The sequence below is a fragment of the Marinobacter segnicrescens genome, assembly GCF_900111555.1.
Lineage (GTDB): Bacteria > Pseudomonadota > Gammaproteobacteria > Pseudomonadales > Oleiphilaceae > Marinobacter > Marinobacter segnicrescens.
Map to the genome: position 1 here is coordinate 19,417 of NZ_FOHZ01000008.1, position 26,862 is coordinate 46,278.

At 59.7% G+C, this 26,862-nt stretch carries 21 protein-coding genes; 9 read left to right on the forward strand and 12 right to left on the reverse strand.

Annotated elements, in window-relative coordinates; all coding sequences use genetic code 11:
* Positions 1 to 417 carry a rhodanese-like domain-containing protein gene (locus tag BM036_RS09785; protein ID WP_091851436.1) on the forward strand — a complete coding sequence of 139 codons (417 nt, stop codon included), beginning with the start codon at positions 1 to 3 and terminating at the stop codon, positions 415 to 417.
* Positions 418 to 449: 32 nt separating this feature from the next.
* Positions 450 to 974 (forward strand): protein-export chaperone SecB, encoded by a 525-nt coding sequence (secB, locus tag BM036_RS09790; protein WP_091851096.1) that lies wholly within the window; start codon positions 450 to 452, stop codon positions 972 to 974.
* A 71-nt stretch (positions 975 to 1,045) separates the two neighbouring features.
* Here the strand turns inward: secB and trmL are convergent, their stop codons facing one another.
* From trmL to BM036_RS09805, 3 genes are all read right to left on the reverse strand, one after another.
* On the reverse strand, positions 1,046 to 1,510 hold the full coding sequence (trmL, locus tag BM036_RS09795; protein WP_091851099.1) for a tRNA (uridine(34)/cytosine(34)/5-carboxymethylaminomethyluridine(34)-2'-O)-methyltransferase TrmL: 465 nt from the start codon (positions 1,508 to 1,510) through the stop codon (positions 1,046 to 1,048).
* 8 nt (positions 1,511 to 1,518) lie between these two features.
* Entirely contained in the window at positions 1,519 to 2,697 is a 1,179-nt protein-coding gene (locus BM036_RS09800; protein WP_091851102.1) for an acetyl-CoA C-acetyltransferase, read from the reverse strand.
* A gap of 542 nt (positions 2,698 to 3,239) precedes the next feature.
* Positions 3,240 to 4,343: a tRNA nucleotidyltransferase/poly(A) polymerase-related protein gene (locus BM036_RS09805; RefSeq protein ID WP_091851104.1), complete on the reverse strand. Its 1,104-nt coding sequence runs from the start codon at positions 4,341 to 4,343 to the stop codon at positions 3,240 to 3,242.
* Between the two features lie 288 nt (positions 4,344 to 4,631).
* Between BM036_RS09805 and BM036_RS09810 the strand changes: the two genes are divergently transcribed.
* Positions 4,632 to 5,117, forward strand: coding sequence for an LPP20 family lipoprotein (locus BM036_RS09810; protein WP_245742569.1), 486 nt, complete (start codon positions 4,632 to 4,634; stop codon positions 5,115 to 5,117).
* 5 nt (positions 5,118 to 5,122) lie between these two features.
* On the forward strand, positions 5,123 to 6,334 hold the full coding sequence (locus BM036_RS09815) for a flagellar assembly protein T N-terminal domain-containing protein (protein ID WP_091851439.1): 1,212 nt from the start codon (positions 5,123 to 5,125) through the stop codon (positions 6,332 to 6,334).
* Between the two features lie 275 nt (positions 6,335 to 6,609).
* On the opposite strand, the gene lon is transcribed toward BM036_RS09815, so the two are convergent.
* Complete coding sequence (gene lon, locus BM036_RS09820) at positions 6,610 to 9,057, reverse strand: endopeptidase La (RefSeq protein ID WP_091851442.1); 2,448 nt, start codon at positions 9,055 to 9,057, stop codon at positions 6,610 to 6,612.
* 197 nt (positions 9,058 to 9,254) lie between these two features.
* On the opposite strand from lon, the gene BM036_RS09825 reads away from it, so the two are divergent.
* Complete coding sequence (locus tag BM036_RS09825) at positions 9,255 to 10,124, forward strand: thioredoxin family protein (RefSeq protein WP_091851110.1); 870 nt, start codon at positions 9,255 to 9,257, stop codon at positions 10,122 to 10,124.
* Positions 10,125 to 10,294: 170 nt separating this feature from the next.
* Here BM036_RS09825 and BM036_RS20095 read toward each other — a convergent pair whose 3' ends face one another.
* Complete coding sequence (locus tag BM036_RS20095) at positions 10,295 to 10,489, reverse strand: hypothetical protein (RefSeq protein ID WP_177186040.1); 195 nt, start codon at positions 10,487 to 10,489, stop codon at positions 10,295 to 10,297.
* A gap of 239 nt (positions 10,490 to 10,728) precedes the next feature.
* On the opposite strand from BM036_RS20095, the gene BM036_RS09830 reads away from it, so the two are divergent.
* Positions 10,729 to 12,471, forward strand: coding sequence for an LTA synthase family protein (locus BM036_RS09830; protein WP_218144801.1), 1,743 nt, complete (start codon positions 10,729 to 10,731; stop codon positions 12,469 to 12,471).
* 90 nt (positions 12,472 to 12,561) lie between these two features.
* Here BM036_RS09830 and uvrA read toward each other — a convergent pair whose 3' ends face one another.
* From uvrA to pomA, 3 genes are all read right to left on the reverse strand, one after another.
* Positions 12,562 to 15,381, reverse strand: a complete 2,820-nt coding sequence (gene uvrA, locus BM036_RS09835; RefSeq protein ID WP_091851116.1) for an excinuclease ABC subunit UvrA — start codon at positions 15,379 to 15,381, stop codon at positions 12,562 to 12,564.
* Positions 15,382 to 15,523: 142 nt separating this feature from the next.
* A complete protein-coding gene (locus tag BM036_RS09840; RefSeq protein WP_091851119.1) occupies positions 15,524 to 16,417 on the reverse strand; it encodes a MotB family protein in 894 nt (297 codons plus the stop codon).
* Between the two features lie 4 nt (positions 16,418 to 16,421).
* Positions 16,422 to 17,189: a flagellar motor protein PomA gene (pomA, locus tag BM036_RS09845; protein WP_091851123.1), complete on the reverse strand. Its 768-nt coding sequence runs from the start codon at positions 17,187 to 17,189 to the stop codon at positions 16,422 to 16,424.
* A 197-nt stretch (positions 17,190 to 17,386) separates the two neighbouring features.
* Here pomA and BM036_RS09850 point away from each other — a divergent pair, with 197 nt between their 5' ends.
* Entirely contained in the window at positions 17,387 to 18,661 is a 1,275-nt protein-coding gene (locus tag BM036_RS09850; protein ID WP_091851126.1) for an MFS transporter, read from the forward strand.
* Positions 18,645 to 19,184: a single-stranded DNA-binding protein gene (gene ssb / locus BM036_RS09855; protein ID WP_091851130.1), complete on the forward strand. Its 540-nt coding sequence runs from the start codon at positions 18,645 to 18,647 to the stop codon at positions 19,182 to 19,184. The genes BM036_RS09850 and ssb overlap by 17 nt, the downstream gene beginning before the upstream one ends.
* Before the next feature lie 134 nt (positions 19,185 to 19,318).
* Here the strand turns inward: ssb and ntrC are convergent, their stop codons facing one another.
* The 4 genes from ntrC to glnA form a co-directional block, all read right to left on the reverse strand.
* Positions 19,319 to 20,746 carry a nitrogen regulation protein NR(I) gene (gene ntrC / locus BM036_RS09860; protein WP_091851133.1) on the reverse strand — a complete coding sequence of 476 codons (1,428 nt, stop codon included), beginning with the start codon at positions 20,744 to 20,746 and terminating at the stop codon, positions 19,319 to 19,321.
* Complete coding sequence (gene glnL, locus BM036_RS09865) at positions 20,746 to 21,828, reverse strand: nitrogen regulation protein NR(II) (protein ID WP_091851136.1); 1,083 nt, start codon at positions 21,826 to 21,828, stop codon at positions 20,746 to 20,748. Before glnL ends, ntrC begins: the two co-directional genes overlap by 1 nt.
* 451 nt (positions 21,829 to 22,279) lie before the next feature.
* Positions 22,280 to 22,804 (reverse strand): DUF4124 domain-containing protein, encoded by a 525-nt coding sequence (locus BM036_RS09870; protein WP_091851139.1) that lies wholly within the window; start codon positions 22,802 to 22,804, stop codon positions 22,280 to 22,282.
* 174 nt (positions 22,805 to 22,978) lie between these two features.
* The gene (gene glnA / locus BM036_RS09875; RefSeq protein WP_091851141.1) at positions 22,979 to 24,382 is read right to left on the reverse strand and encodes a glutamate--ammonia ligase; all 1,404 of its coding nucleotides are present in this window, start codon (positions 24,380 to 24,382) and stop codon (positions 22,979 to 22,981) included.
* 561 nt (positions 24,383 to 24,943) lie between these two features.
* Between glnA and typA the strand changes: the two genes are divergently transcribed.
* The gene (typA, locus tag BM036_RS09880; RefSeq protein ID WP_091851144.1) at positions 24,944 to 26,758 is read left to right on the forward strand and encodes a translational GTPase TypA; all 1,815 of its coding nucleotides are present in this window, start codon (positions 24,944 to 24,946) and stop codon (positions 26,756 to 26,758) included.
* Positions 26,759 to 26,862 lie beyond the last annotated feature (104 nt).

Below are 26,862 nucleotides of genomic sequence, written 5' to 3' on the forward strand. Positions count from 1 at the left end.
ATGGAACGGTTGTTTGAGTTCGTCGTAAATCATTACATTCTGGTATCCATCTTTGTGGCCCTGCTGCTGGCACTCTTCTTTGTAGAAAGCCGTCGTGGTGGCAAGAAGGTATCAGCGCAGCAAGCTGTGAACCTGATCAATCGCGATGAAGCCGTGGTGGTGGACATTCGCGACCGCAAGGAATTCAATGAGGGGCGCATTACCGGCTCCATCCATATCCCCCTGAACGCCATCAAGGACCGTGCCGGGGAATTGAAGAAGCACCAGGCCAAGACCGTGATCGTGGTGGACAAGATGGGCCAGCACGCCGCCATGGCAGTAAAGCAGCTTAACGCCGAAGGCTACGACAATGTGGTACGGCTCAGTGGCGGCATCGGCGACTGGAAGGCGTCCAACCTTCCCCTGGTAAAGAAATAATAACCGAACGCACAAGCAAATAAGGAAAGATCATGGCTGAGAACGATCAGCAGGCTGCCGGCGGCAGCAACGAAAACGCCAACCAGAACCAGCCCCAGTTCGCATTGCAGCGCATTTACGTGAAGGACCTGTCCTTCGAGTCTCCCAATGCGCCGGACGTTTTCCAGCAGCAGTGGAAGCCGTCCGTGAACATGGACCTGAACACCTCCCATAAAAAGGTGAGCGACACCCAGTACGAAGTGGTGTTGTCTATTACCATCACCGCCAAGGTGGAAGACAAGGTGGCCTACCTGGTGGAAATCCAGCAAGCAGGTGTGTTCCTGCTCAACGGTTTCCCCGAGCAGCAGGTACCGCCCATGCTGGGCGCCTATTGCCCGAACCTGCTGTTCCCCTATGCCCGTGAGACCATCGACAACGTGGTCAACAAGGGCAGCTTCCCGGCCTTGATGCTGGCGCCGGTGAACTTCGACGCTATCTTCGCCCAGGCGGTGAAGCGCAAGCAGGAAGAGCAGAAGCAGCAGGGTGAGGCCTCGGCCGAGGGTCAGCAGACCCACTGAGACACCTGCCTTCAGGCCACAAAAAAACCGGCTCATTGCGGCCGGTTTTTTTGTGGGTGCCTGGTTTACTGTTAGCTTGCGCCTTCAAAACCCAATTGGCGCCAGGCTTCGTAGAGCACCACGGCGGCTGCGTTGGAGAGGTTCAGGCTGCGGCTGTGAGGCAACATTGGAATGCGTAGCCTACGCTCGGCTGGCAGGCCATCGCGCACATCCTCCGGCAAGCCCCGGGTCTCCGGGCCGAACATCAGGTAATCCCCTGCCTCGAAGCGGACCTGGTGATAGGGCTGGCTGCCCTTGGTGGTCAGCCCGAATAGCCGCCCAGGACGCTCGCTCTCCAGAAACGCCTGGTAGCCGGGGTGCACTTCAACGCTGGCGTATTCACTGTAATCCAGTCCGGCCCGGCGCATCTGCTTGTCTTCCAGGGTAAACCCCAGGGGTTCAATCAGGTGCAGCCGGCAGCCAGTATTGGCGCAGAGCCGGATGATATTGCCCGTGTTGGGTGGTATCTCCGGCTCGTAGAGCACGATGTTGAGCACTGCGGTGATCAGCGCTCGACGGCCAGGGCCACGCCCATACCACCACCAATGCAGAGGGTGGCCAGGCCTTTCTTCACATCACGACGCTGCATTTCGTGCAGCAGGGTAACCAGGATACGACAGCCAGACGCACCGATGGGGTGGCCCAGGGCAATGGCTCCCCCGTTGACGTTTACTTTGCCGGTGTCCCAGCCCAGGTCACGGTTCACGGAAATGGCCTGGGCGGCAAAGGCCTCGTTGGCCTCGATGAGGTCCAGGTCATCCACGGTCCAGCCCGCACGCTGGAGACAACGCTGGCTGGCGGGAATCGGACCGGTGCCCATGATCGTGGGGTCGACACCGGCATTGGCGTAGCCCTTGATGGTCGCCAGCGGAGTCAAACCCAGTTCTTTCGCCTTGGCAGCACTGCAAACCAGCACGGCTGCAGCGCCATCGTTCAGGGATGAGGCGTTACCTGCAGTTACGGTGCCGTCCTTCTTGAACGCGGGTTTGAGCTTGCCCAGTCCTTCAGCGGTGGTGCCGTCCCGGGGGCCTTCATCCTGGTCGACGACGACCGGGTCACCCTTACGCTGGGGGATGGAGACCGGGACAATCTGGCTATCAAACAGCCCCTCGGCCCGCGCGGCAGCGGCTTTCTGCTGGGAAGCGGCGGCGAATTCGTCCTGCTCTTCCCGGCTGATGCCGTATTTCTCGACAATGTTCTCGGCCGTAACCCCCATGTGGTAATCGTTAAAGGCATCCCACAGGCCATCGTTGATCATGGTGTCGATCATGGTCCAGTTACCCATGCGCTGGCCGTTACGGCTGTTGGGCACCACGTGGGGCGACTGGCTCATGCTTTCCTGCCCGCCAGCGAGGATCATGTCCGCATCACCGCACTGGATGGCCTGAACGGCCATGTGAACGGCCTTGAGGCCGGACCCGCAGACTTTGTTGATGGTCATGGCCGGAACGGAGGCGGGAATGCCGGCATTGATGGCGGCCTGGCGAGCCGGGTTCTGGCCACAGCCAGCGGTCAGTACCTGGCCAAGAATAACTTCATTGATCTGGTCGCCGGCTACGCCGGTCTCTTCCAGCAGGGCCTTGATAACGGCGGTACCCAGCAGGTCCGCTTTCAGGCTGGAAAGTGAGCCACCGAAGGTGCCGATGGCGGTGCGTTTTGCGGCTGCTATGACTACGTCTTGCATTTTGGGGGTATCTCCGTTTTTGGGTTCTTTCCCCCCAAGACTGCTGGGGCCTGGGGGCGCGGCACCCGGCAGGGGGCCTTTCTCCGCTGCAATTCACGGTACGTCCTGTACCGACCTTGCACCGGGCCATCCATGGCCCTGCTCCGAAAGGCCCCCTGCCGGATACCGTCAGAAGTTGGCTGCTATTCGCAAACAAGAAGGGTGATTCTATCCGAATTGACCCACTGGTCCCAATGGGAAGCTGATTCTGAAAAAGGGGAAGCTCGACATTTATCCAGCGGCGTTTGGAGGAACTCCTTGAATTGCGGCATGAGAGTGACCGGAGAATAGAGTGGCGGATACCCGAAGGTCAGTAAGAGGGATTGGGTGGTTGGCTTTTCGTAACAGCGCCAGGGATGGCGCGGAGCAAGGCCGGCCCAGGGATGGGCCGTGAATTGCGGTGGAGAAAAGCCAACCACCCAAGCCCTCCTGCCCCCAAACTCACAGGCTTGGAAGTAACCAGCAACCCATGCCCCACCAACACCCAGCAGGCTGGAAAAGCATTACTCAAGACTTTGGCCAATCACCCGAAGCCGCTCCCGCCCAATAGCCTCACCAAGCTCCTTACCCTTGAACCCCTTCGCCATCAAAGACCGGGCATCCACTGCACGGGCATCGTCCAAAGCTCGTTCCAGTGTCTGGCTAACCTCGGTTCCCGGCCCATCTGGCAGACAGGTCAGGGTTTGCAGCAGCAGGCCAAACCTTTCAGGCCGTCGCCACGCATCCGCATGGTTAAACAGCTCCAGTACCCGTTCAGCTGACAACGAGTGCTCACTGAAAAAAGGCGCTAACTCAACCACCAGCCGCGCCAGGTCCCGGCAATCATTGGGCGCCTTCAGCGCTGCGGCCCGTTTCGATGCCTCAGCCGGTGAGAGGGGGTGGAGCAGGGCGGCAAAACGGCACTCTGTGGCCAGCTCCTTTTCAGCAGTAGCGGCCAGGGCCGCCATGGCCTTGCCGAAGGCCTCCTCGTCTCCCGCCAGTTCCGGCATGAGGATGCTGAGGGCCCCGGTTTCCCTGAGTACCTCGAAGAACGTCACAGGGGTGACCTCATGCAGCGCCCGCTGGACCTCCTGCCACACCCGCTCCGGAACCAGGTGCCCTACCTCCCCGTCGGTAACCATCTGCTGCATCAGGGTCATGGTTTCATCGGCCACCCGGAAACCCAGGTGATGAAATCTGGCCGCGAAACGGGCGGTTCTTAGTATGCGTAAAGGGTCTTCGGAGAAGGCGTCGGAAACATGCCTAAGTTTACGGCTTTCCAGATCGTTCCGGCCGCCAAAAGGATCCACCAGGGAGCCATCTTCCGCCTGCGCCATGGCATTGATGGTCAGGTCCCGGCGCTTGAGGTCCTGCTCCAGGGTAACGTCCGGTGCGCTGTACACCGTAAAACCGTGGTAGCCATGGCCCTGTTTGCGCTCGGTGCGGGCCAGGGCATACTCCTCCCGGGTTTCCGGGTGCAGGAAAACCGGAAAGTCAGCGCCCACCTGCTTGTAGCCCTTCGCAAGCATCTCGTCGGGCGTGGCACCAACCACCACCCAGTCCCGGTCCTTGACCGGTATGCCGAGCAATTCGTCCCGGACCGCACCGCCAACCAGATAGATTCTCATGGGACCAGGTCCTCGCTGTCTTGGGTCATCAGTGCGGGGATTATGAAGCCGTGTCGGGTAACAGGCAAAACTGCGGGGCAAGCGTGTAGTCCAGGGGGGCGGCCAGTCTTTGCCGCTGTCGTCGCTGAATGCCTGCAGCCTTCTGGAAAGTATAATCAAATCAATATTCTGAAAAAGTTGGAACAGATCTTTCATAACCCCCTGAAAGCATCTGGCAGTTTAACCGGAGTCTTGTTCATGAAATCAGTGTTAATGGCCGTCGTCGGCTTGATCGTGCTGAGCGGCTGCATGCATGGCGGCTATTATCATTCAGGAAGCGAGGATGATAGCCGCTTTGACCCAATTGTGGTCCGGGTCAGCGGGTTCGGCACCTATGAAGACGCAACCAGTGACCGGCTAAATACCCGCAAGCGCCTGATGGCTCGACGGGCCTCTCAGCTCGATGCCTATCGCAACCTGGCGGAGCGGGTATACGGCACGGTGGTGTACGGTAACTCCACGGTCAGCGATTTTGTGGCTCGCAACGACATGTTCCGTACCTATGTGGACACCTACCTCCGTGGGGCCAAGCTGGTTTCGGTCAACGAGCACAGCGACGGTGTTGTGGAAACCGTTATGGAGCTCAAACTGGAGCGCCGTTTCCGCGAATGCGTTGCCAGGGTGAGTGACCGTAACGTGGCACGGGTGTGCCCGGTGCCCATGCCGCGGGGCAATGATGCCCTCGGTGACGTGGTCAGCCAGGAAGGCACGGACTCTCTCTACTACCTGGATTGACCGCCATGACCTTAACCGCATCCCTGCGCAGCTTGCTGGCAACCCTGCTACTTCTCACTCCCGTGGTGCCGGCCAGCGCGGTTGTCCTTGAGGGAACCGGTATCGCCACCATTCGTGGCGGCGACATGGACACCGCCAGGGAAGAGGCCCACAAGGCTGCCCTGCGAGATGTTGCGCTGCAGTATGACGCCCGCATTCGCAGCGAGGACACCGTAGAAGAGGGAAGGATCACCAATTCACGGCTTACCGTGGCGTCCAGCGCCCGGGCCCGTAATGTGCGTGTCATTGACGAACGCCAGGTTGGCAACGCCCTGCGTATAACCCTGAAAGCGGAAGTGTCCGAAGACGCCGGTAACTGCCACGTAGGCGAAGCCGCCAGCCTGAAGAAAAGGGTGGCAGTCACCGGCTTTACCGTCCAGCACCCGGACCAGACCCGCCACGGTCGCCTCGACGATGCCGGCGAAGTCTTGCCGCAAATGATACAGGCCCGCCTGCAGGCGCAGGGCAACCTCCAGGTGCTCAAGGCCGCCACTACCCAGCTATACCCGGACGTCACCAACGCCCCGACAGCCCGTCAGTTCGACAACCGACTCACCAACGTCACCCAGGTGGCCCGGGAGCTGGGTGCACAGTTTGTGGTGGCAGGGGTGATTCGTGATATCGGCGTGGAAGCCCCGGAGGCCTGGGGCAGCTCCGTGTTGCACAAAATTGGCAGAAGCCTCAGCCCAAGCAGCCGCGACCGGAGATTCATAGCAGACCTGATGATCTTCGACGGGTTCAGCGGCTCACCGGTCTACCAGAAGCGCTATGACACAAGTGGCCAGTGGAATGCCGGGGTCGGGGAGTCCGTCGGCTTCGGTTCCATCGGTTTCCTGAATACCGGCTATGGAGAGGCCGTTGGTGGCCTGGTGGATCAGATGCGGGACGACATACAGAACGCCCTGTCCTGCCAGCCCTTCATGACCCGCATTACCCGCGTTGATGGCACCAGGGTCACCATGGAATCCGGTGCCACCTCAGGCCTGCGCCCGGGAGACACCCTGGCGCTCTACCGCAGCTCCACACATTTCGACAGCCTGGGCGCCACCCCCGAACTCAAGGATGCTGACATCGAAGTCACCCTCGACAGCGTCTTCCCCGAATACGCCAATGGTCTCATTCCCCAATACGGCGCCCTGGAAAACATCCAGCGGGGCGATATCGCGATTATCTGGTAGAGCAACCAAAGGGGGCAGCTCAACGGAGCCCAACACACCCAGGGGTCCTGGAAAAGGTGTGACCACACATCTGCTGTTCCGGACCTGACCAAAGTCTGGGGCGTCACGGGGGTGGGGAGGTCTTTCAGAGCAGGGCCAGGGATGGCCCGGTAGCAAGGCCGGTCCACGGACGGGCCGTGAATTGCGGCGGCGAAAGACCTCCCCACCCCCGGGACGTCTTGCCGCTCAGTCTCAGGCCAACTTACTCCACCCACAGCGCAACCCAACGACACGCCTCAGTGAACACTGGCCCCTTTTTTAGGCTTATTCCCGAATACAACCTGGAAAACATCGCTGTACTGCTTCGCGAAGTGCACCGTAAGCCCGTTCTTCAGGTATTCCGGTAACTCATCGTAATCACCACGGTTAGCATCCGGCAGGATCAACGTCGTGATCTTCTGCCTGCGTGCCGCAATCACCTTCTCCCGGATACCACCCACCGGCAACACCTGCCCGGTCAGGGTCAATTCCCCGGTCATGGCAATATTCTGGGCCGGTGCCTCCTTCCGGGCGATGGAAAGCAGTGCCGTGGCCATGGTGACACCGGCACTGGGCCCGTCTTTCGGCGTCGCCCCTTCCGGCACGTGCAGGTGCACAAACGACTTGTCGAAAAATGCCGGGTCGCCCTTCAGTCGCTTCAGGTTTGACGACACATAGCTGTAGGCAATGTCGGCAGACTCCTTCATCACATCACCGAGTTGGCCGGTAAGCTTGAAGCCACGCTGATTACTGTGAATGCGCGAAGCCTCGATGCTCAGGGTGGCGCCACCCATGGCCGTCCACGCCAGCCCGGTTACCACGCCAACACCCTTCAACGCCTTCTCCTTGCGGAAAGCTGGTTGACCCAGGTACCCCTCAAGGTCCGAAACGCCCACTCGTACTGGCTGGTCCGGGTTCTCGAGCAGCTTCACGATCCCCTTGCGGATAATCTTGTGTAACTGCTTCTCCAGGTTCCGCACCCCGGATTCACGGGCATAGCCCTCGATTACCTGGCGCAGGGCCGCATCAGTAATATTGAGTTGCTTCTTCAGCAGCCCGGCCCGCCTTAGCAAGCGGGGCAGCAGGTGATGCTTGGCAATGGCCAGCTTCTCCTCGGTGATGTAGCCGGAAAGGCGAATCGTATCCATCCGGTCCAGCAGTGGCCGGGGAATGGTATCCAGCTGGTTGGCCGTGCAGATAAACAGCACCTTGGACAGGTCCAGCCGCACATCCAGGTAGTGGTCCAGGAACTCCCGGTTCTGCTCCGGGTCCAGGGTCTCCAGCAGGGCAGAGGCCGGGTCGCCCTGGAACGAGGAACCGATTTTGTCGATCTCATCGAGCATGATGACCGGGTTGGACACCTTGGCATCCTTCAGGGCCTGCACGAACTTGCCGGGCATGGCGCCAATATAGGTGCGGCGGTGGCCCTTGATCTCTGCCTCGTCCCGCATGCCGCCGAGACTGAACCGGTAGAATTCCCGGCCGAGGGCATCAGCGATGGACCGGCCAATAGAGGTCTTGCCCACTCCGGGCGGGCCTACCAGCAACAGGATGGAGCCGGAGATCTCGCCCTTGAAGGTGCCCTCCGCCAGGAACTCCACAATGCGATCCTTCACATCGTTGAGGCCGTCGTGCTCCTTGTCCAGCACTTCCCGGGCGTGGCCCAGGTCGAAGTGGTCCTCCGAGGTGATGCCCCAGGGGACCTGGGTAATCCAGTCCAGGTAGTTGCGGGTGACGCCGTATTCCGGTGATCCCTGTTCCAGAACCTGCAGCTTTTGCAGCTCTTCCTCGAACTTCGCCTGCACGTCCTCGTTGGGCTTCAGCTTGTCCATACGGGCCTGGAAGCGCTCGATATCGGCGGTCTTGTCGTCCTTGGCCATGCCCAGCTCCCGCTGGATGACCTTGAGCTGCTCCCGCAGGAAGAACTCCCGCTGGTGCTTCTGCACCTTGTCGTTCACCTCCTCATTGATCTCTGCCTGCAGGCGGGCTACCTCCTGCTCCTTGCGCATCAGTACCAGCACTTTTTCCATACGACGGAGCAGGGGAACGGTATCCAGCACGTCCTGCAGATCGCGGCCAGGCGCGCTGGTCATGGAGGCACCGAAGTCGGCCAGGGGCGAGCTGTCGTCCGGCCCGAAGCGGGACAGGTACTGTTTTACATCCTCGCCATACAACGGGTTGGAGCGCAGCAGTTCCTTGATGGCGCTGATAATGGCCAGGGTATAGGCCTTTAACTCGTCCGCGGGTTCCTCCGGTTCTTCCGGGTACTCCACCTCCACCAGGTAGGGGGGCTTGCGGCGTAGCCACTGGGTAATGCGGAAGCGGGCCAGGCCCTGGGCGATGAACTGGACCTTGCCGCTGTCTTCCTGGGCGTGGTGAACCCGCACCGCGCAGCCCATGGTCTCCAGTTCGTCGCTGCCGGGGATATTGCGCTCCGGGTCCGGATCTTCCACGTAACAGATGCCCAGCATGTGGTGGTCAGTGTCGCCCACCCGCTTGAGGGTCTCCTGCCAGGGGTCCTGGTTCACCATGACCGGCTGCACCTGGGCCGGGAAGAACGGCCGGTTGGACACCGGAATGACATACATGCGCCGTGGCCGGGCCTCCCCGGGCAGGATCAGGCCCTTGCCTCTGTTCTCTTCAGTGCCGATGTATTCGGCGATGTCTTCCTGTTCCGGTGCATCGTTACGAGTTTCGTCGGCCATGGTGTCCTCATAGTCTCGATGGCAGAGGGCCGGTGGACCTATACCAACCGGCATCCGGGTACGCTTATCCGTCCTATGTAGCGGCGACGATCTGGAATTCAAGGCTTTAGCGCATTGTCTTGAATTTGCCGGCTCAGGCACCATGTAGGTCTTAGATTTTCGAACCTTCTAACCGGATCAGGACAGGTACCCGACCCATGAGCAATTCGCCGTTCATCTTTGAAGCCACCATCGACAACTTTCAGGAAAAGGTCATGGATGTGTCCGCCACCACCCCGATCCTGGTGGACGTATGGGCGGACTGGTGCGCCCCCTGCAAACAGTTGATGCCGATCCTGGAAAAACTGGTGGAGGAATATAACGGTGGCTTCCTGTTGGCGAAGGTCAATGCGGACGAGCAACAACAGCTCACCGCCAGCCTTGGCGTGCGCAGCCTGCCCACCGTGATCCTGGTAAAGAACGGCCAGGCAGTTGATGGCTTCAACAGCGCCCTGCCGGAAGGGGAAGTGCGCAAATTACTCGAGCCCCACGTGGAAAAGGCAGAAGACCAGGAGGCCCCTTATGATCAGGCCCATCGCCTGTGGGAAGAAGGGGACCTCGAAGGTGCACTGGCAATCTTCAGTCAGCTTAACCAGCAAAACCCCGACGACCTGAAAGTGCTGATTGACCTGGCCCAGATCAAGGCGGAACAGGGCGACCTGGACACGGCCGAACAGGTGCTGGAAAGCCTGCCCCCGGAAGAGAAACTGCAACCCAAGGCGAAGCAGCTGGCGGCGCGCCTGAAAATTCTCCGTCAGGCCGGCGAACTGCCCCCCATCAAGGACCTGGAAATGGCACTGGAGCAGGACCCGAACGACCCGGATGCCCTGCACCAGCTATCAATGCAATACGCACTGAATGACCGTAATGCCGAGGCCATGGATCTGCTGATTCGCCTGATGCAGACCAACCCTGCTTACAAGGACGGCATTGCCAAGACCTCCCTGGTGGAACTGTTTGAAAAGCTGGGGAACAACAATCCGGATGTGCGCACCTATCGGCGGAAGCTTTATGCGCTGATGCACTAACGGGTCTGCTCCGACCAGTTCATGGCTTGCCTTTAACCTGCCCCCTCCCGTCAGTGCTGATGGAAGGGGCAGGTGTTTTTCCGAAAATGTAAATTCCTGCAAAACTTCGCTCCCAGACACAAAAAACAGCATCAAAATGACATCAATTTGTCATGTTGTTGTGGCAGCCATCATTTCCCCGCGATAAAATAGTCGTTTCCTATAGATTGGTTCAGGCGTGCGTGTTTATCATGCCAGCCGTCGCGGTGTTCGACGTCCGTTACCATGCGGAAGTCTCCGGTCGAGCCAGTTTTGATTTCCTGACCCTCAGTACGTGTTGCCATTTCCCCAGATGAAATATCAATCCCGCTTTCGTCAGCTGTCATTGCTTTTATTCAAGTGCTTTCTGTTTTCCTTCAGCATACTGCTGGTTTCACGCTACCTGTTTTTTATGCATATACAGTCCGTATTGCCAGAAACGGGGGTTGATGATGACATCTGGAGGGCTTTCTTTGTTGGCGGGCGTTTTGATGCCAAGGTCACTGCGATAGTTTACTCACCCCTTTTGTTGAGCGGTCTTGTCGCCGCCGCGTTTCATGGTGCTTACCAGCGCTGGTTAAAATTTGTGGTCGGCTACCATACGGTTGTGGCAGCACTCTATGTGGTCGGGTGTATATGCAATTTTTATTACTACACGACCTATGGCACCTATATCGACCTGTTTGTTTTCGGGCTATGGGAAGACGACTCTGCCGCCGTGCTTGTCAATATCTGGGAAGACTACCCGGTGGTACGTGGTTTTCTCGTAGCCTTCCTGGTTGGTGCGCTGGCGTACATGGCCTCCCGATGGTTCCTCCACAGTCCGTTGGGCCGAATAAACCCTCAAGCCTATTGGCACTGGAGCGTTACGTCACTGGCGGTAGTCGCTATTTTCCTGTCCACCTTTGTGACGGCGCGTGGAACCCTTGATAACCACCCCCTCAAGCGCTATCACGCCAGCGTTTCCCAGTACAAACCGCTGAATATGATCACCCCGAATGTATTCATGGCACTGGACTGGGCAACCTCTGACTACCAGAAGCAGCGGCGCTTTGAGCCGGTTGCCGAAGCCGCACTGAATGCCCAGATGGAAAAAGTGCTCGGCCAGCAGACCCCGGTTTACCACACGCCGGAAAATAAGTACCTCCAACAGAACCCGCCCCATGTGGTTGTGGCCATGATGGAGGGTATGGGTATGAATATTATGGTGGAAGACAATCCGCCGGTTAACGACCTGCTGGGGGGCCTTCGCCCCCATTTCGAAGATGGGTTTCTTTTCCAGCGCTTTTTGGCAGGCACTTCCGGGACCATCGACAGCATTGTAATGACACTGTTTCATAGTCCCGTGGCGACCATCAGCCATTCCTCGGTCCAGAATACCCCGTTGCCAGGTTCCGCTGTTCTGCCCTACAAGCAGGCAGGGTATGAAGTGGCGTTCCTGTATGGTGGAAATGGCATGTGGCGCAACCTGGCCAACTACCTGCCTGTCCAGGGATTTGACCGTGTCTATGATGAAAATGACATTATCGAGGCGATTCCGGAGGCGGCTGACTATTCAGGTACCTGGGGCGTGCCTGACGGCTTTCTGTTCCAGTTTGCCAACAAGGTAATGGAAGAGGCGGATAAACCGACCCTGCTCTTTATCATGACCATCACCAATCATTCGCCGTACAAGGTGCCGGAAAACTACGAACCCGGGCCGACGAAGATCAGCGACCGGTTTGCCGCCAGGGCCGAGTATGAAGGCGAGCAGGCGAGGGTGCTCCTTGAGACGTTTCAGTACGCTTCTGATGCGTTGGGCCAGTTCATGGAGCGTATCAAACAGTCAGCGACCCTGGGTGACAAGACGATTATTGCGGTAACCGGCGATCACCGTGTGCGGAATCTGAGTACAGATGAACCCACGGAATATGGTCTTACCTACGCGGTGCCATTCTTCCTGCACGTGCCGGACCCGGTCCTTGAAAATACGTCACACAGGTATGACCCGATGCGCATCGGGTCGCACCGGGATATTTTCCCTACGCTGTATCATTTCAGCCTGTCAGACCGTGACTATATTACCCTTGGCGGCGAAAACCTGCTGGACCCGGACGGCGTCAGTAACGTGGGGTTCAACCTGAAGCGCAGTATCAATGAGCATGGAGCGTTCAGCAACGACCGCTCCGGGCTCTATTATCCCTGGCATGGAGATAATCCCCTGTTCAACCAGCCGCAGCCGGAAGAGAACCGGCCATTCGATGCTGGATGGGCGGAGGAATATCATCGACTGATGGATTATTACCTTCGTTCCCAGGTACTGGCCACAACGAGCGTGGCAGAAGGGTAGGCCCAGGTCTTTCCAGTAGCGTCTGCGGGGCGGCGACTGGCCGATCCCCGGCCCCGCCAGGGCTGAGCCAAAACCTGGCAGGGCAGTGGTTTATCGGAGTAACGGTTCAAGGTACCGGCCGGTATGGGATCGTTTGTTCCTCGCGACTTCTTCCGGTGTTCCCTCCGCAATAATCTCGCCCCCGCCGGAGCCGCCTTCCGGCCCCAGGTCGATGATCCAGTCGGCGGTTTTGATCACATCCAGGTTGTGCTCGATGACCACAATGGTATTGCCGTGGTCCCGCAAGCGTTGCAGCACCGTCAACAACTGCTGGATATCGTAGAAGTGCAGGCCTGTGGTGGGCTCATCCAGGATGTACAGGGTCTTGCCGGTATCCCGCTTTGACAGTTCCCGGGCCAGCTTGACGCGCTGGGCCTCACCGCCAGACAGGGTGATAGCACTCTGGCCCAGGCGGATGTAGGACAGGCCCACGTCCATCAGGGTTTGCAGCTTACGGGCGAGGAAGGGCACCGGGTCGAAGAACTCCCGGGCTTCTTCCACCGTCATCTGCAAGACCTCGTTGATATTCTTGCCCTTGTAGCGCACTTCCAGGGTTTCCCGGTTATAGCGCTTGCCCTTGCACACATCACAGGGCACGTAGATATCCGGCAGGAAGTGCATCTCGACCTTGATCATGCCGTCGCCCTGGCAGGCCTCGCAGCGGCCTCCCTTGACGTTGAAGCTGAAGCGCCCGGGTTTGTAACCCCGGCTGCGGGCTTCCTGGGTGCCGGCGAACAGCTCCCGGATCGGGGTAAAGATGCCGGTGTAGGTGGCCGGGTTGGACCTTGGAGTCCGGCCGATGGGGCTCTGGTCTATGTCGATCACCTTGTCCAGGTGCTCCAGTCCGTTCATGGACTTGTACGGGCCATGGGTCAGGCTGGTGGCCTTGTTCAGTTTTGTGGCCGCTACCGGGTACAGGGTACCGTTGATCAGCGTTGATTTGCCGGAGCCGGACACCCCGGTGATGCAGGTCATCACCCCAAGGGGCAGTTCCAGGTCCACGGATTTGAGGTTATTACCGGTGGCGCCCGTCAGGGTCAGGGTCTTGCCGCTGCCCTCGTTGCGGACGGCAGGCACGGCAATTTCCTTCGCTCCGCTCAGATATTGCCCGGTGAGGGAGTTTTCGTTGCCGATGATATCCGCCGGGGTACCCTGGGCGACCACATGGCCGCCATGTACGCCGGCCCCGGGGCCGATATCCAGCACATGGTCTGCAGCCCGGATGGCGTCCTCGTCGTGCTCCACCACGATGACGGTATTGCCCAGATCCCTCAGGTGGGTGAGGGTGGCCAGCAGCCGGTCGTTGTCACGCTGATGCAGGCCGATGGAGGGCTCGTCCAGGATGTACATCACGCCCACCAGACCGGCGCCGATCTGGCTGGCCAGGCGGATACGCTGGGCTTCGCCACCCGACAGGGTATCGGCGCTGCGCTCCAGGGTCAGGTACTCCAGCCCCACATTCACCAGGAACTGCAGGCGCTGGCGGACCTCCTTGAGGATTTTCTCGGCAATCTCGCCCTTGCGGCCCGGCAGTTCCAGCCCGTGGAAATAGTCGAAGGCCTCCCCAACCGGCATGTAGGTGATGTCCGGCAGGTTGTGCTCGTCGATGAAAACATGGCGGGCACTGCGGCGCAGACGTGAGCCTCCACAGTCCTTGCAGGGCTGGGTGCTCAGGTGCCGGGCCAGCTCTTCCCGCATGCTCTGGGACTCGGTTTCCCGGTAACGGCGTTCCAGGTTCGGCAGCACGCCCTCAAAGGGGTGCTCCTTCTGCATGATGTGGCCCCGGGAGTTCACATAGCGGAACGGAATATCCTCCGTGCCGGAGCCATGGAGGACGACGTTCTGGAAATCTTCCGGCAAATTCTCGAACGGCGTATCCAGGTCAAAGCCAAAGTGCTCGGCCACGCTGGTGAGCATCTGGAAGTAGTACACAGCACGCCGGTCCCAGCCCCGGATCGCACCTTCGGCCAGGGTCGCGGCGGGGTTATGGACCACCTTCTCCGGGTCAAAGAACTGGCGCACGCCGAGACCGTCACAGGTCGGGCAGGCACCGGCCGGGTTGTTGAAGGAGAAAATGCGCGGTTCCAGCTCGCTCAGGGAATATCCGCACTGGGTACAGGCATAGCGGGCGGAGAAGGTGATGTCCTCGGCCTTGCCGTCCATGTCCGCGACCAGGGCAATACCGTCAGCCAGCTCAAGGGCGGTCTCGAAGCTCTCGGCCAGTCGCTGCTCCAGTCCTTCCTTCACCTTGAAGCGATCCACCACCACGTCAATGGCGTGCTTCTTTTTCTTGTCCAGGGGCGGCACGTCATCGATATCGTAGACGTAGCCGTCTACTCGCAGGCGGATAAAACCCTGGCTGCGCATGGTGTCGATCACCTGCAGGTGCTCACCCTTGCGGTCACGGATCACCGGCGCCACGATCATCAGCTTGCTGCCTTCGGGCATGGCCAGCACCTGGTCCACCATCTGGCTGACGGTCTGGGCTTCCAGCGGCTGGCCGTGGTCCGGGCAGCGGGGCTCGCCGGCACGGGCGAACAGCAGGCGCAGGTAATCGTAGATCTCGGTGATGGTGCCCACGGTGGAACGCGGATTGTGGGAGGTGGACTTCTGCTCGATGGAAATGGCCGGTGACAGACCCTCGATGTGGTCCACGTCGGGCTTCTCCATCATAGAAAGGAACTGGCGGGCATAGGTGGAGAGCGACTCCACATAGCGCCGCTGGCCTTCCGCGTAGAGGGTGTCGAACGCCAGGGAGGACTTGCCGGACCCGGACAGCCCGGTAATGACAATCAGCTTGTCCCGGGGCAGCTCCACATCGATATTCTTCAGGTTGTGCGTACGCGCGCCTTTGACCTGGATGGTCTCCATAGTGCTCCTCTGGCGATTTCGGTTTTGACCGGCGAGTCGGGGCGGGCCGGCAGCCCGGATTTGTCCCGGAAAATACGCCAGTATAACGGCTTCGGGTCTGTGGCCAACCTCACTGGACCTTATCTGGGGCCAGGGCCGGGGATTACCATGTCAGGGTTTCCCGAGGTGCGTCCCCCGCGTCCAGCAGTATGTCCGGGGGTAATTCCTCCAGGGTGGTGGGGGTTTCAGACGGGTCGTCCGACAGGTCCACGATGATTTCCACGCGTCGGTTCAGTGCCCGGTTTTCCGGCGTCGAGTTGGGCTGGCGGGGGCGGGTTGAGGCCAGACCCATTACGCGAAAGCGGTCCTCATCCAGGGGCCCGGCCTCGATCAGCGCGTTGGCGACCGCTGCGGCCCGGTCTGCAGAGAGGTTCCAGTTAGACTGGTAGCGGCCACTGCTGATCGGAATGTTATCGGTGTGGCCTTCCACGGTCAGGTCGCCGGGTATCTCAGTGAGAACCTTGCCCATGCGGTAAAGCAGGTCCACCAGGGCGAAGGTCAGCTCGGCGGACCCGGACGGGAACGAGCCTCGCTCCTCGATTCTCATAACGATCTGCCGTTTGCCCGGTTCGGCTCGGACTTCCAGTTGGCCCGATGCGATTTCCTCACGCAGCGCGCTTTTCAGCCGCTCTGCGTAGTCATTGACCTTGCTGTTATCAGCTTGGTCGCCAGGCTGTGTGGCGGGCTCCCGTTCGAGGAAGGGTTCCTTCTGGGTCGTGGACTGGCGGATTTCATCGAGATCCGTTGGCTCGGGCTTGCCGGGGGTGAAGTGCTGGAATACCGGGCTGGTCCCCTGGGGGATTTCCACGGCCGGAACCTCCCGCTGTACACCGAAGGCCTTGGCCATTTCCTGCGCGATCTGCTTGAACTTCATGGCGTCAATCTCTGAAAACGAGAGCAACAGCACGAAGAAGCACATCAGCAACGACATCAGGTCGGCAAACGTGACCACCCAGGCGGGCGTGCCCGTGGATTCCTCTTCCGGCAACTGATCCATGAACTCAGGCTCCGCTCTCTGCCACCATCTCGCGCTTGGCCGGTGGCAGGTAGCTGGACAGCAACTGTTCGATAACCCGCGGGTTCTGGCCCTGCTGGATCGCCACCAGTGCATCCGAGATCAGTGACTGCATGCGGGCCTCTTCAGTGAGCCTGAGTTCCAGTTTGTCGGCAATCGGGTTGGCCACCATGGTGGCGATCATGGCCCCATAGAGGGTGGTCAGCAGGGCGACAGCCATCGCTGGCCCGATGGTCTTGGGGTCTTCCATGTTGGAGAGCATCTGCACCAGGCCGACAATGGTGCCAATCATGCCCATGGCGGGGGCAACGTCGGCAAACGCCCTGAATACCTTGGTGCCCCAGCGATTGCGGTCGATGGTCAGCAGGCGTTCCTTGGTCAGGAGTTCGTTGATGACGTCTGCCTGCTGCCCATCCACGAGGTGCTGGATGCCCTGGGCCAGGTAGTCGGAACTGGCTTCACGTCCCTCCAGGTTCAGCACGCCCTGTTTGCGGGCGATGTTGGCGATGTCCACCAGCTCTTCGATCAGCTCTTGGGTGTCCGGCAGTTTAAAGGAAAATGCCCGACCGGCCGCCTTAAGGGCCCCGAAATACTGACTGAAGCTGAACTTGGCCAGCACTACCGTGAGACTGCCCAACACGACGATTAGCACCGACGGGACATTGAAAAAAACCTCTGACGAGGCCCCGAGAACAATTGCGGCACCGATGATGACCGCACCGCCGACCAGGCCGATCAGAGTCGCCAGATCCATAAACGAACTTCCTGTAGTGAAAAGGTGGACGAATTGTAAGCAAACTGTACGGCAAGATACAGTGAACCGATGTCAATTACGGCAGGCTCGTAGCAACCGATTAACACAGGTTCCTGTGAGTCATGTTCTTTCCAGCGATAATTTCACGTCCCTAATCTGTTAGACTTGGCGGCTTTGAACCAGACCGTGACCTGAAGATGAACTATTCGGAACGCCGCGCCGTTGCCGCACTTGCCTCCGTCTACGCCATGCGCATGCTGGGCCTGTTCATGGTGCTGCCGGTTTTTGCCCTGCTGGGGCCGGAACTGACTGGCGCAACGCCCGCCCTGATCGGCCTGGCCATCGGTGTCTACGGGCTGACACAGGCCTGTTTACAGGTACCGTTTGGCGCCCTGTCAGACCGTCTCGGGCGCAAGCGGCTTATCTATATCGGATTGGTGATATTTGCAGCGGGCAGTTTGCTGGCAGCAGCTTCGGATCATATTCACGGCGTTATCGCCGGGCGGGCGCTGCAAGGGGCTGGCGCTATCGCCAGCGTATTGATGGCCCTGGTAAGCGATCTTACCCGGGCGGAGCAGCGCACCAAGGCCATGGCCAGCATCGGGGTCACCATTGGCCTGTCATTTTCCCTGTCACTGATCATCGGGCCGCTGCTGGGGCAATGGGCTGGCTTGTCTGGTATTTTCGGGCTCACGGCAGTGCTTGCGCTTGTCGCCATGGTCATTGTCTGGAAACTGGTGCCCAATCCACCGGCCATGGTTACGGAAGGCGAGCACCTGCCCGCCCGGGCCATGCTAGGCCAGGTGCTGGCGGACCAGCGCCTGTTGCGCCTTGATTTCGGCATCTTTGCCCTGCACCTGGCACTGACTGCGCTGTTTATCCAGGTTCCGCTTTTGTTGTCTGATCGGCTGGGACTCCCCCAGGGTGATATGTGGTGGTTCTACCTGACGGTGATGGTGACCTCCTTCTTTGCCATGGTGCCCTTCATCATCATCGGTGAGAAAAAACAGCAGATGAAAGTGATTCTCTGTGGAGCGGTTGCCTTGCTTGCACTGGCTACGGTAGCGCTCTGGCAGTGGTCAGCTTCCCTGACGACGGCCTGGTTCGGGCTGTTCTTCTTTTTTATGGCATTCAACCTCCTTGAGGCAAGTCTGCCGTCGCTGATCAGCAAGGAGTCACCCGCAGGGGCCAGGGGTACGGCTATGGGGGTGTATTCCACCTCACAGTTCTTCGGGGCCTTTCTCGGTGGTGCCGCGGGCGGAGTGTTGGCCGGCTGGGGTGGTGCCGATGGGGTTTTCGGGCTAATGGTGCTGGTGCTGCTGGCCTGGCTTGTGGTGGCCGTCACCATGCCGGCGCCCCGCTATCGTGACCGGGGTGGACACGTGGTAGAGTTAGACCCAACAGACGCTGACGAAGGAGCGTCAGACATGAACAGAGACAGAGCAGGGGTGAAACATGGCACGAGGTGTTAACAAGGTCATTCTGATCGGCAACCTGGGGCAGGACCCGGAGACCCGCTATACGCCGAACGGCAATGCGGTCGTAAACCTGAACCTGGCTACCGATGAAAGCTACAAGGACCGCCAGACCGGTCAGATGGTGCCCAAGACTGAATGGCACCGCATCGTCATGTTCGGCAAGATCGCCGAAGTGGCTGGTCAGTACCTGCGCAAGGGTTCCAAGGTTTACATCGAAGGCAAACTGCAGACCCGCAAATGGCAGGGTCAGGACGGCCAGGACCGCTACACCACCGAAGTGGTAGTGGACATTAATGGCCAGATGCAGATGCTGGACAGCCGCGGTGCCGGTGGTGGCATGGACCAGGGCGCCCCCCAGGGCCGTCCCCAGCCGCAACCACAGCAAAACCAGCAACCGCCGCAGGGCAATTACGGTCAGCAGAGTGGCCAGCAAGGCGGTGGCTATAACCAGCCAGCCGGAGGCCAGGGTAATATGCCCGAGCCGGTGGACGATTTTGACGACGATATTCCGTTCTAATCCGCCCAGGCAGGGAATTTAAGCTGGTACCGGTAAAGCCTCCACAGTTGGAGGCTTTTTCGTAACTGATTGGTCAGGACTCTTGGTTTTAAACTTGCTGGAGACTTCCTGCTGGACAGGCTTCGGCGTTTACGTCAGTGCTCCTCCACCTCCGGATGGTCCATTCCCAGTTCATTAATCTTCCGGGTCAGCGTATTACGTCCCCAGCCCAGCAGGATCGACGCGTCCCGCCGGCGGCCGCCGGTGTGCTTGAGGGCGGTTTCGATCATGATCTTTTCGAACTCGGGCACCGCCGTGTCCAGGATGCCCTTCTTGCCCCGGCGCAGTTCGTTCTCGGCCCAGTTGCGCAGGCCTTCCTGCCAGGTCTGGCCGGTAGCCGGGGTTTCCGCCTGCTGCATCAGCTCCGGGGGCAGGTCATCGATGTGAACCTCGCGGCCACTGGCCATCACCGTCAGCCAGCGGCAGGTGTTCTCCAACTGGCGGACGTTGCCGGGCCAGGGCAGGGTGGTGAGGTATTCCTCGGCTTCCGGGCGTAACAGCTTGGGCTCCACAGACAGCTCCTTCGCTGCCCGCTTGAGGAAGTGCTGCATCAGCCGTGGGATATCTTCCCGGCGCTCGGCCAGCTTGGGCAGGTGTACGCGGATCACGTTCAGGCGGTGGAAAAGGTCTTCCCGGAAGCTGCCTGCCTCGACCAGTTTTTCCAGGTCCTGGTGGGTGGCCGCGATGATACGCACATCCACCTTGATAGGGGTTGTGCCGCCAACCCGGTAGAACTCCCCGTCAGCGAGAACCCGTAACAGCCGGGTCTGGGTGTCAGCGGGCATGTCGCCGATCTCGTCCAGGAACAGGGTGCCACCGTTGGCCTGTTCGAAGCGGCCCTGGCGGGCAGCACCGGCTCCGGTGAACGCACCTTTCTCGTGGCCAAACAGTTCTGACTCGATCAGGTCCTTGGGAATGGCGGCCATGTTCAGGGCAATGAACGGATGGGTGGCCCTGGGGCTGTGGTTGTGCAGGGCCTGGGCCACCAGCTCCTTGCCGGTGCCGCTCTCACCGTTGATCAGAACGGTGATGTTGGAGTGGGAGAGTCGACCAATGGCCCGGAAAACTTCCTGCATGGCCGGAGCTTCGCCGATGATCTCCGCGTTACGGTGAGGTGACTCGGTGCTGGGCTCGGAAGTGGCGCGGCGTTCGTGGCTGTGGGCGACCGCGCGCTTGACCAGTGCCACGGCGTCATCCACATCGAAGGGCTTGGGCAGGTACTCGAAGGCACCACTCTGGTAACTGGTGACCGCACTCTCCAGGTCCGAGTGTGCGGTCATGATGATCACGGGTACGTCCGGGTGCTGCTCGACGATCTTGGTGAGCAGTGCGATGCCGTCAATGCCGGGCATGCGGATATCGCTGATAATGGCGTCCGGTTCCTCATGTTCCAGGCGCATCATGACACTATCGCCGTTTTCGAATACCCGGGGCGCCATCCCGGCCTGGGTCAGGGCGCGTTCCAGCACCCATCGGATGCTGCGATCATCATCGATGATCCAGACGTTTGCCGGTTGACTCATCACGAGGTCTCCTCCAGCGGCAGAAAGATAATAAAGTCGGTCTTGCCGGGCTCGCTCTCACACTCAACCAGCCCACGGTGCTGTCCGATAATGCTCTGGGTAATGGACAGTCCGAGGCCGGTGCCGCTCGCCCGGCCACTGATCATGGGGTAGAAGATGTTCTGGAGCAGGTCCGGGGGAATCCCCGGCCCGTTATCAATAATGTCGACGCGGCACACCAGTCGGTGGCGCTTCTGGCCGATGGTGAACTGGCGCAGTACCCGGGTTCGGAAGGTAATCGTGGGCGGCTCATCACTGCAGGGGCCACCATGGTACTCGAAGGCAGCTTCCATGGCATTGCGGGCAATGTTGAGGAATGCCTGTATCAGCTGTTCCTTGTCGCCGGGAAACTCGGGCAGGCTCACATCGTAATCGCGGCGGAAGGTCAGGCGACCGCGGCTCTCGGCCTCCAGCAGGGTGCGTACCCGCTCCAGTACTTCATGGATATTGGTGGGCGCCAGTCGCAGTGCCCGGTTCGGGCCCAGCATCCGGTCCACCAGGCTGCGCAGGCGGTCCGCCTCGTCGATGATCACCTGGGTGTATTCTTTCTGGCCGGCGTCAGAGAGCTCCCGGTCCAGTAACTGGGCAGCGCCGCGGATGCCCCCCAGCGGATTCTTGATTTCGTGGGCCATGCCCCGTACCAGTATGCGAGTGGCCTCTTGCTGGGTCAGCAGGTCTTCCTCCCGGCTTATGCGTATCAGGCGGTCACGGGGCTGGATTTCAAGGAGCAGCCGGTCCGGGCCTGCACCAAAAGGGGTCACGGAATAATCCACGGTCAGCCGGTTCCCGGTGGCCAGCAGGAACTCGGCCTCCCGACGGGTATAGGTCTGCCCGGTTTCGACGGCCGTCTGCAGGGTGTCAAGGGACTGGTCTGTTTCCAGTAGCAGCCCGGCCAATCGAAGTCCCCGCACTCGCGACAGGCTGGTTTCCAGCATGCTCTCGGCAGCCGGGTTCAGGTAATCGATCCGCAGACTGCTGTCCACCACGATCACCGCCGTGGTGAGGTTATCGAGAATGCTTTTGTAGTCCGTAACCGCTGCCATGTAGCTCCCTCAGTCGCTGAACCCTGCGCCATTTTTCGCTCGGCTGTCAGCCCTGTCTGTCGGCCATACTTTGTCTCTGCCTGGTTCTGCGAAACCTTTCGCCTGCATTCCCCCGGCTGTCACCCAGTTAAATTGCAAAAACCGATCCAGAATTGAGCCAGAACTGAGATAGCATCGCAGTTTATTGCCGAACAGGCGCCCAGAATGCGCTATTTGCGGGCAAGGGCGCTCAGGGCGGAAGAAAGAACCGGTGCGTTCAGGGCCCTGCTGACAAGGTCCGTTGCACGGAACGCCCTGTCCCTGACCAGAGTATGGTCTCTAAATGGTGCAGGCGCACTAAAATGGTGCAAAAGATGGGTTTTAAGGGGTGTGCCTGGAGGAGGGCAGAGGAGGTCTGGCGGAGGTTTCGCGCGGCTGTCCGGCTGGACGGAAAACCGCGCAAGCCGATGTGTCAGTTCAGAACGGAGGGACGATGGATGGTAAAGGTGATGGAGTCGCCGGTGAACACCCGCTCGCCCTCGGCGTTAATCACGTTTACACCGGCCTTGTGAGTGCCACGGAAAACGTTGCTGACCGAGACAGTTCCGGAGCTGGTCTGCCCCACAGGCTGGCCATCGAGGGTGATCTCGAAGCGGTGCCCCCTGCGAAGGGCCGGGTCACTGGCAACCTGGAATTGCACATTACCGCTGCCGCTGTGGAAAGCCTCGTCGTCATTAGGAGCCAGGAAGGTTACGGAGTCATAGGCATCCTGGTCGCCGATTTCACCGTCGTCTTCCTTCATTTGCTTCCTGACGGTTTCCGGCTTGGGCATTGTGATGGTGGTCACCGGCTTGACGTCCAATCGCTCGGCCTTGCCCTGGGGGTCATCGGTGAAGGTAACGTTGCCATCCTTGTCTACCTGACGATAGACCTCGGCCTGGGCCGGCAGGGAAAGAAATGCCGTTGCGACGGCAGCAATCAGGAACTGAGCTTTCATATCCGGGACCTTTCTGTGGACCATGGCCGGATTATCGGCAGACGCGGGATGCAATGCAATGGAGCATCCGTCGCCTTAGGTTACGGTGAGGTAAAAGTCACAAAAAAAGCCCCGCGCATGGCGGGGCTTTGAGTCGTCACTACTGCGCGAAGCAGCGCTCAGACCTCACCGGTCTTAGCAGGAGTAGTACAGCTCGAACTCAACCGGGTGGGTGGTCATGTTCAGGCGCTCTACTTCGCCGCGCTTCAGGTCAATGTAGCCGTTGATCATGTCTTCGGTGAACACGCCGCCACGGGTCAGGAACTCGTGGTCTTCCGCCAGGCAGTCCAGGGCTTCCTGGAAGGTTTCGGCCACGGTGGGAATTTCCAGCGCCTCTTCCTTCGGCAGGTCGTACAGGTCCTTGTCCATGGCATCGCCCGGGTGGATCTTGTTCTGGATGCCGTCCAGGCCGGCCATCATCAGGGCCGCGAAAGCCAGGTACGGGTTGGCGGACGGATCCGGGAAACGCACCTCGATACGACGGGCTTTCGGGCTGCTCACGTAGGGGATCCGGATGGAAGCGGAACGGTTACGGGCCGAGTAGGCCAGCATGACCGGTGCTTCAAAGCCCGGCACCAGGCGCTTGTAGCTGTTGGTGGAGCTGTTGGTGAAAGCGTTGATGGCCTTGGCGTGCTTGATGATACCGCCAATGTAGTAGATGGCCATTTCGCTCAGACCGGCATAGCCGTCACCAGCGAACAGGTTCTTGCCATCCTTGTTCAGGGACATGTGTACGTGCATGCCGGAACCGTTATCGCCAACCACCGGCTTGGGCATGAAGGTGGCGGTCTTGCCGTAGGCATGGGCCACGTTATGCACGCAGTACTTCAGGATCTGCACTTCGTCAGCCTTGCGGGTCAGGGTGTTGGCGCCAACACCGATCTCACACTGGCCAGCGGTACCCACTTCGTGGTGATGCACTTCGATTTCCAGGCCCATGGATTCCATGGCGGCACACATGGCGCCACGCAGGTCGTGCAGGCTGTCAACCGGTGGAACGGGGAAGTAACCACCTTTCACGCCCGGGCGGTGGCCGATGTTGTTGCGCTCGAAGTCTTCGCCGGATACCCAGGCGGCTTCTTCAGAGTAGAGTTCGTACATGGCGCCTTTCATGTCGACAGCCCACTTGGCAGAGTCGAACACAAAGAACTCGGGCTCAGGGCCGAACAGGGCGCCTTCGGCGATTCCGGTGGACTTCAGGTATTCTTCGGCACGCTTGGCCACCGAGCGGGGGTCGCGCTCGTAACCCTGCATGGTGGAGGGCTCCACGATGTCACAGGTGATGTTGACCGTGGTTTCTTCGGTGAACGGGTCCAGCACGGAGGTTTCGTCGTCCGGCATCAGGATCATGTCGGATTCATTGATCCCCTTCCAGCCGGCGATTGAGGAGCCATCGAACATCTTGCCTTCTGTAAAGAAGTCCTCGTCCACTTCGGTGGCTGGCAGGGTCACGTGCTGCTCCTTGCCGCGGCTGTCAGTGAATCGCAGGTCGATCCATTTGACTTCGTGTTCCTTGATCAGATCAATTGTCTTGGACATTGTGCTTACTCCGTAAGTTAACCCGTGCTGCGGGTGTTTTTCGGTGTTCGTTATGCCGGATCGTTCAGCGATGCTGAGGTCCGATCTGTTGCTGCAGCAACCCGGGGATATCAAAAGTGCCAGGGTCGCTCTGACATTCGGCTGTCCTGAGTGAATGCAATGTGCTTGCCAGTTTTTCGTCGGCGCGCCACAACGGCGCAACTACGGCCTTTCCGGGGACGGCTCCCGCTCCGCGGTGGGGCAGTGCATGCCAGTTATACAGGTTTTGTGCACCAAAGAGGTGCAATATTGCCTGCGAATGATCCTTTGTAGTGCAGCTTGCCGTGTCTTGCACCGAAACAGGATAGGCGTTTTTCTTCATATAAACGACATCGACTTTGCTATATACTGCGCGCGCAATTTCTCCTCACTGCCTATCTTCCACGGTGGGGCACCGGCTGCAATGCCGGTCATGCCGGGAGAGTATTCATTTTCAGATTTGAGATGGCATGTCGGCGACCGCATCTGCGGCCCGTACGCGCGACCCTCTCAGGTCACCAGACATGCCACAGGAATTTTTTTGTGATTGATAAGTTAAGAAACGTTGCCATTATCGCCCACGTTGACCACGGTAAAACCACCCTGGTAGACCAGTTGCTGCGCCAGTCCGGCACCCTTGACCGTAAAGAGCTCGAGAGCGAGCGGGTTATGGACTCCAACGACCAGGAAAAGGAACGTGGTATCACCATCCTGGCCAAGAACACGGCCCTGAAATGGCACGACTACGACATCAACATCGTTGACACCCCTGGCCACGCCGACTTTGGCGGTGAGGTTGAGCGGGTCATGAGCATGGTGGACAGTGTGCTGCTGGTGGTGGATTCCATCGACGGTCCCATGCCCCAGACCCGCTTTGTCACCCAGAAGGCGTTCGCCGCTGGCCTGCGCCCCATCGTTGTGGTCAACAAGATTGACCGCCCGGGCGCCCGTCCTGACTGGGTTGTGGACCAGGTGTTTGACCTGTTCGACAACCTCGGCGCCACCGACGAGCAGCTGGACTTCCCCATTGTGTTTGCCAGTGCGCTCAACGGTATTGCCGGTATGGAGCACGAAGCGCTGGACGACAACATGGACGCGGTGTTCCAGGCCATTGTTGACCATGTTCCCGCCCCGGACGTCGACCCGGAAGGCACCTTTCAGATGCAGATCTCCCAGCTGGACTACAACAGCTTCCTGGGGGTAATCGGCATCGGCCGCATCATGCGTGGGCAGGTAAAAACCAACACCCCGGTTGTGGCTGTTGGCGCCGATGGCAAGAAGCGTAACGGCCGTATCCTGAAGATCATGGGCCACTCCGGCCTTCAGCGTGTGGAAGTGGAAGAGGCCCAGGCTGGCGATATCGTTTGTGTCAGCGGCCTGGATCCGCTGTACATCTCGGACACCCTGTGTGACCCCAATGCCGTTGAGGCCCTGCCGCCGCTGACTGTGGACGAGCCTACCGTATCCATGACCTTCCAGGTTAACGACTCGCCGTTCGCCGGCAAGGAAGGCAAGTACGTCACCAGTCGCAACATCAAGGAGCGCCTGGAAAAAGAACTGCTGCACAATGTCGCGCTGCGAGTTGAGGAAGGCGAGTCCGCCGACAAGTTCAAGGTTTCCGGCCGGGGCGAACTGCACCTGTCCGTGTTGATCGAGAACATGCGCCGGGAGAATTTCGAGCTAGCCGTGGGTCGCCCGGAAGTGGTGATCCGCGAGATTGACGGCAAGAAGCAGGAGCCCTACGAGAACGTCATCGTCGACATCGAGGAACAGCACCAGGGCCCGGTGATGGAGCAGCTGGGCCTGCGCAAGGGCGACATGACCAACATGATCCCGGACGGTAAGGGCCGCATCCGCCTGGAATACACCATTCCGGCCCGCGGCCTGATCGGGTTCCGTAACACCTTCCTGACCATGACCTCCGGTACCGGTATCCTGACCTCTACCTTCAGTCATTATGGTCCGCTGAAAGAGGGTGCCATGGGCAGCCGCCAGAACGGCGTACTCATCTCCATGGCCAAGGGCACGGCGATGACCTACTCCCTGGAAACCCTTCAGAGCCGAGGCAAACTGTTCCTGGAGCCGGGTCAGGAAATCTACGAAGGCCAGCTTTGTGGCATCCACAGTCGCGATAACGACATCGTGGTCAACCCCACAAAGGCCAAGAAGCTGGACAATATGCGTGCTTCCGGCAAGGACGAGGTCATCGGCCTGGTACCGCCTATCAAGTACACCCTTGAGCAGGCGCTGGAGTTCATCGACGACGATGAGCTGGTGGAAGTGACACCCAAGTCCATTCGCCTGCGCAAGAAGCTGCTGACCGAGAACGACCGCAAGCGGGCCGGCAAGAAGAGCTGAGCCCCGGGTTATTCCCAGCTAGTGACGTAGACACCCTCGCCCTTGACGGGACCAGCGAAGCGCAGAACAGCCGCAGGCTAGCCCCCTCAAGGGCGAGGGGCTTT

Bases quoted from the DNA above. Each gene is read 5' to 3' on its own strand.
- BM036_RS09840 (WP_091851119.1), bottom strand. From the start codon at position 16,417: ATGGATCAGTTGCCGGAAGAGGAATCCACGGGCACGCCCGCCTGGGTG.
- BM036_RS09805 (WP_091851104.1), bottom strand. From the start codon at position 4,343: ATGAGAATCTATCTGGTTGGCGGTGCGGTCCGGGACGAATTGCTCGGC.
- glnA (WP_091851141.1), bottom strand. From the start codon at position 24,382: ATGTCCAAGACAATTGATCTGATCAAGGAACACGAAGTCAAATGGATC.
- BM036_RS09815 (WP_091851439.1), top strand. From the start codon at position 5,123: ATGACCTTAACCGCATCCCTGCGCAGCTTGCTGGCAACCCTGCTACTT.
- ssb (WP_091851130.1), top strand. From the start codon at position 18,645: ATGGCACGAGGTGTTAACAAGGTCATTCTGATCGGCAACCTGGGGCAG.
- BM036_RS09825 (WP_091851110.1), top strand. From the start codon at position 9,255: ATGAGCAATTCGCCGTTCATCTTTGAAGCCACCATCGACAACTTTCAG.
- lon (WP_091851442.1), bottom strand. From the start codon at position 9,057: ATGGCCGACGAAACTCGTAACGATGCACCGGAACAGGAAGACATCGCC.
- secB (WP_091851096.1), top strand. From the start codon at position 450: ATGGCTGAGAACGATCAGCAGGCTGCCGGCGGCAGCAACGAAAACGCC.
- BM036_RS09810 (WP_245742569.1), top strand. From the start codon at position 4,632: ATGCATGGCGGCTATTATCATTCAGGAAGCGAGGATGATAGCCGCTTT.
- BM036_RS20095 (WP_177186040.1), bottom strand. From the start codon at position 10,489: ATGACAGCTGACGAAAGCGGGATTGATATTTCATCTGGGGAAATGGCA.
- BM036_RS09850 (WP_091851126.1), top strand. From the start codon at position 17,387: ATGAACTATTCGGAACGCCGCGCCGTTGCCGCACTTGCCTCCGTCTAC.
- glnL (WP_091851136.1), bottom strand. From the start codon at position 21,828: ATGGCAGCGGTTACGGACTACAAAAGCATTCTCGATAACCTCACCACG.
- ntrC (WP_091851133.1), bottom strand. From the start codon at position 20,746: ATGAGTCAACCGGCAAACGTCTGGATCATCGATGATGATCGCAGCATC.
- pomA (WP_091851123.1), bottom strand. From the start codon at position 17,189: ATGGATCTGGCGACTCTGATCGGCCTGGTCGGCGGTGCGGTCATCATC.
- uvrA (WP_091851116.1), bottom strand. From the start codon at position 15,381: ATGGAGACCATCCAGGTCAAAGGCGCGCGTACGCACAACCTGAAGAAT.
- BM036_RS09870 (WP_091851139.1), bottom strand. From the start codon at position 22,804: ATGAAAGCTCAGTTCCTGATTGCTGCCGTCGCAACGGCATTTCTTTCC.
- BM036_RS09785 (WP_091851436.1), top strand. From the start codon at position 1: ATGGAACGGTTGTTTGAGTTCGTCGTAAATCATTACATTCTGGTATCC.
- BM036_RS09800 (WP_091851102.1), bottom strand. From the start codon at position 2,697: ATGCAAGACGTAGTCATAGCAGCCGCAAAACGCACCGCCATCGGCACC.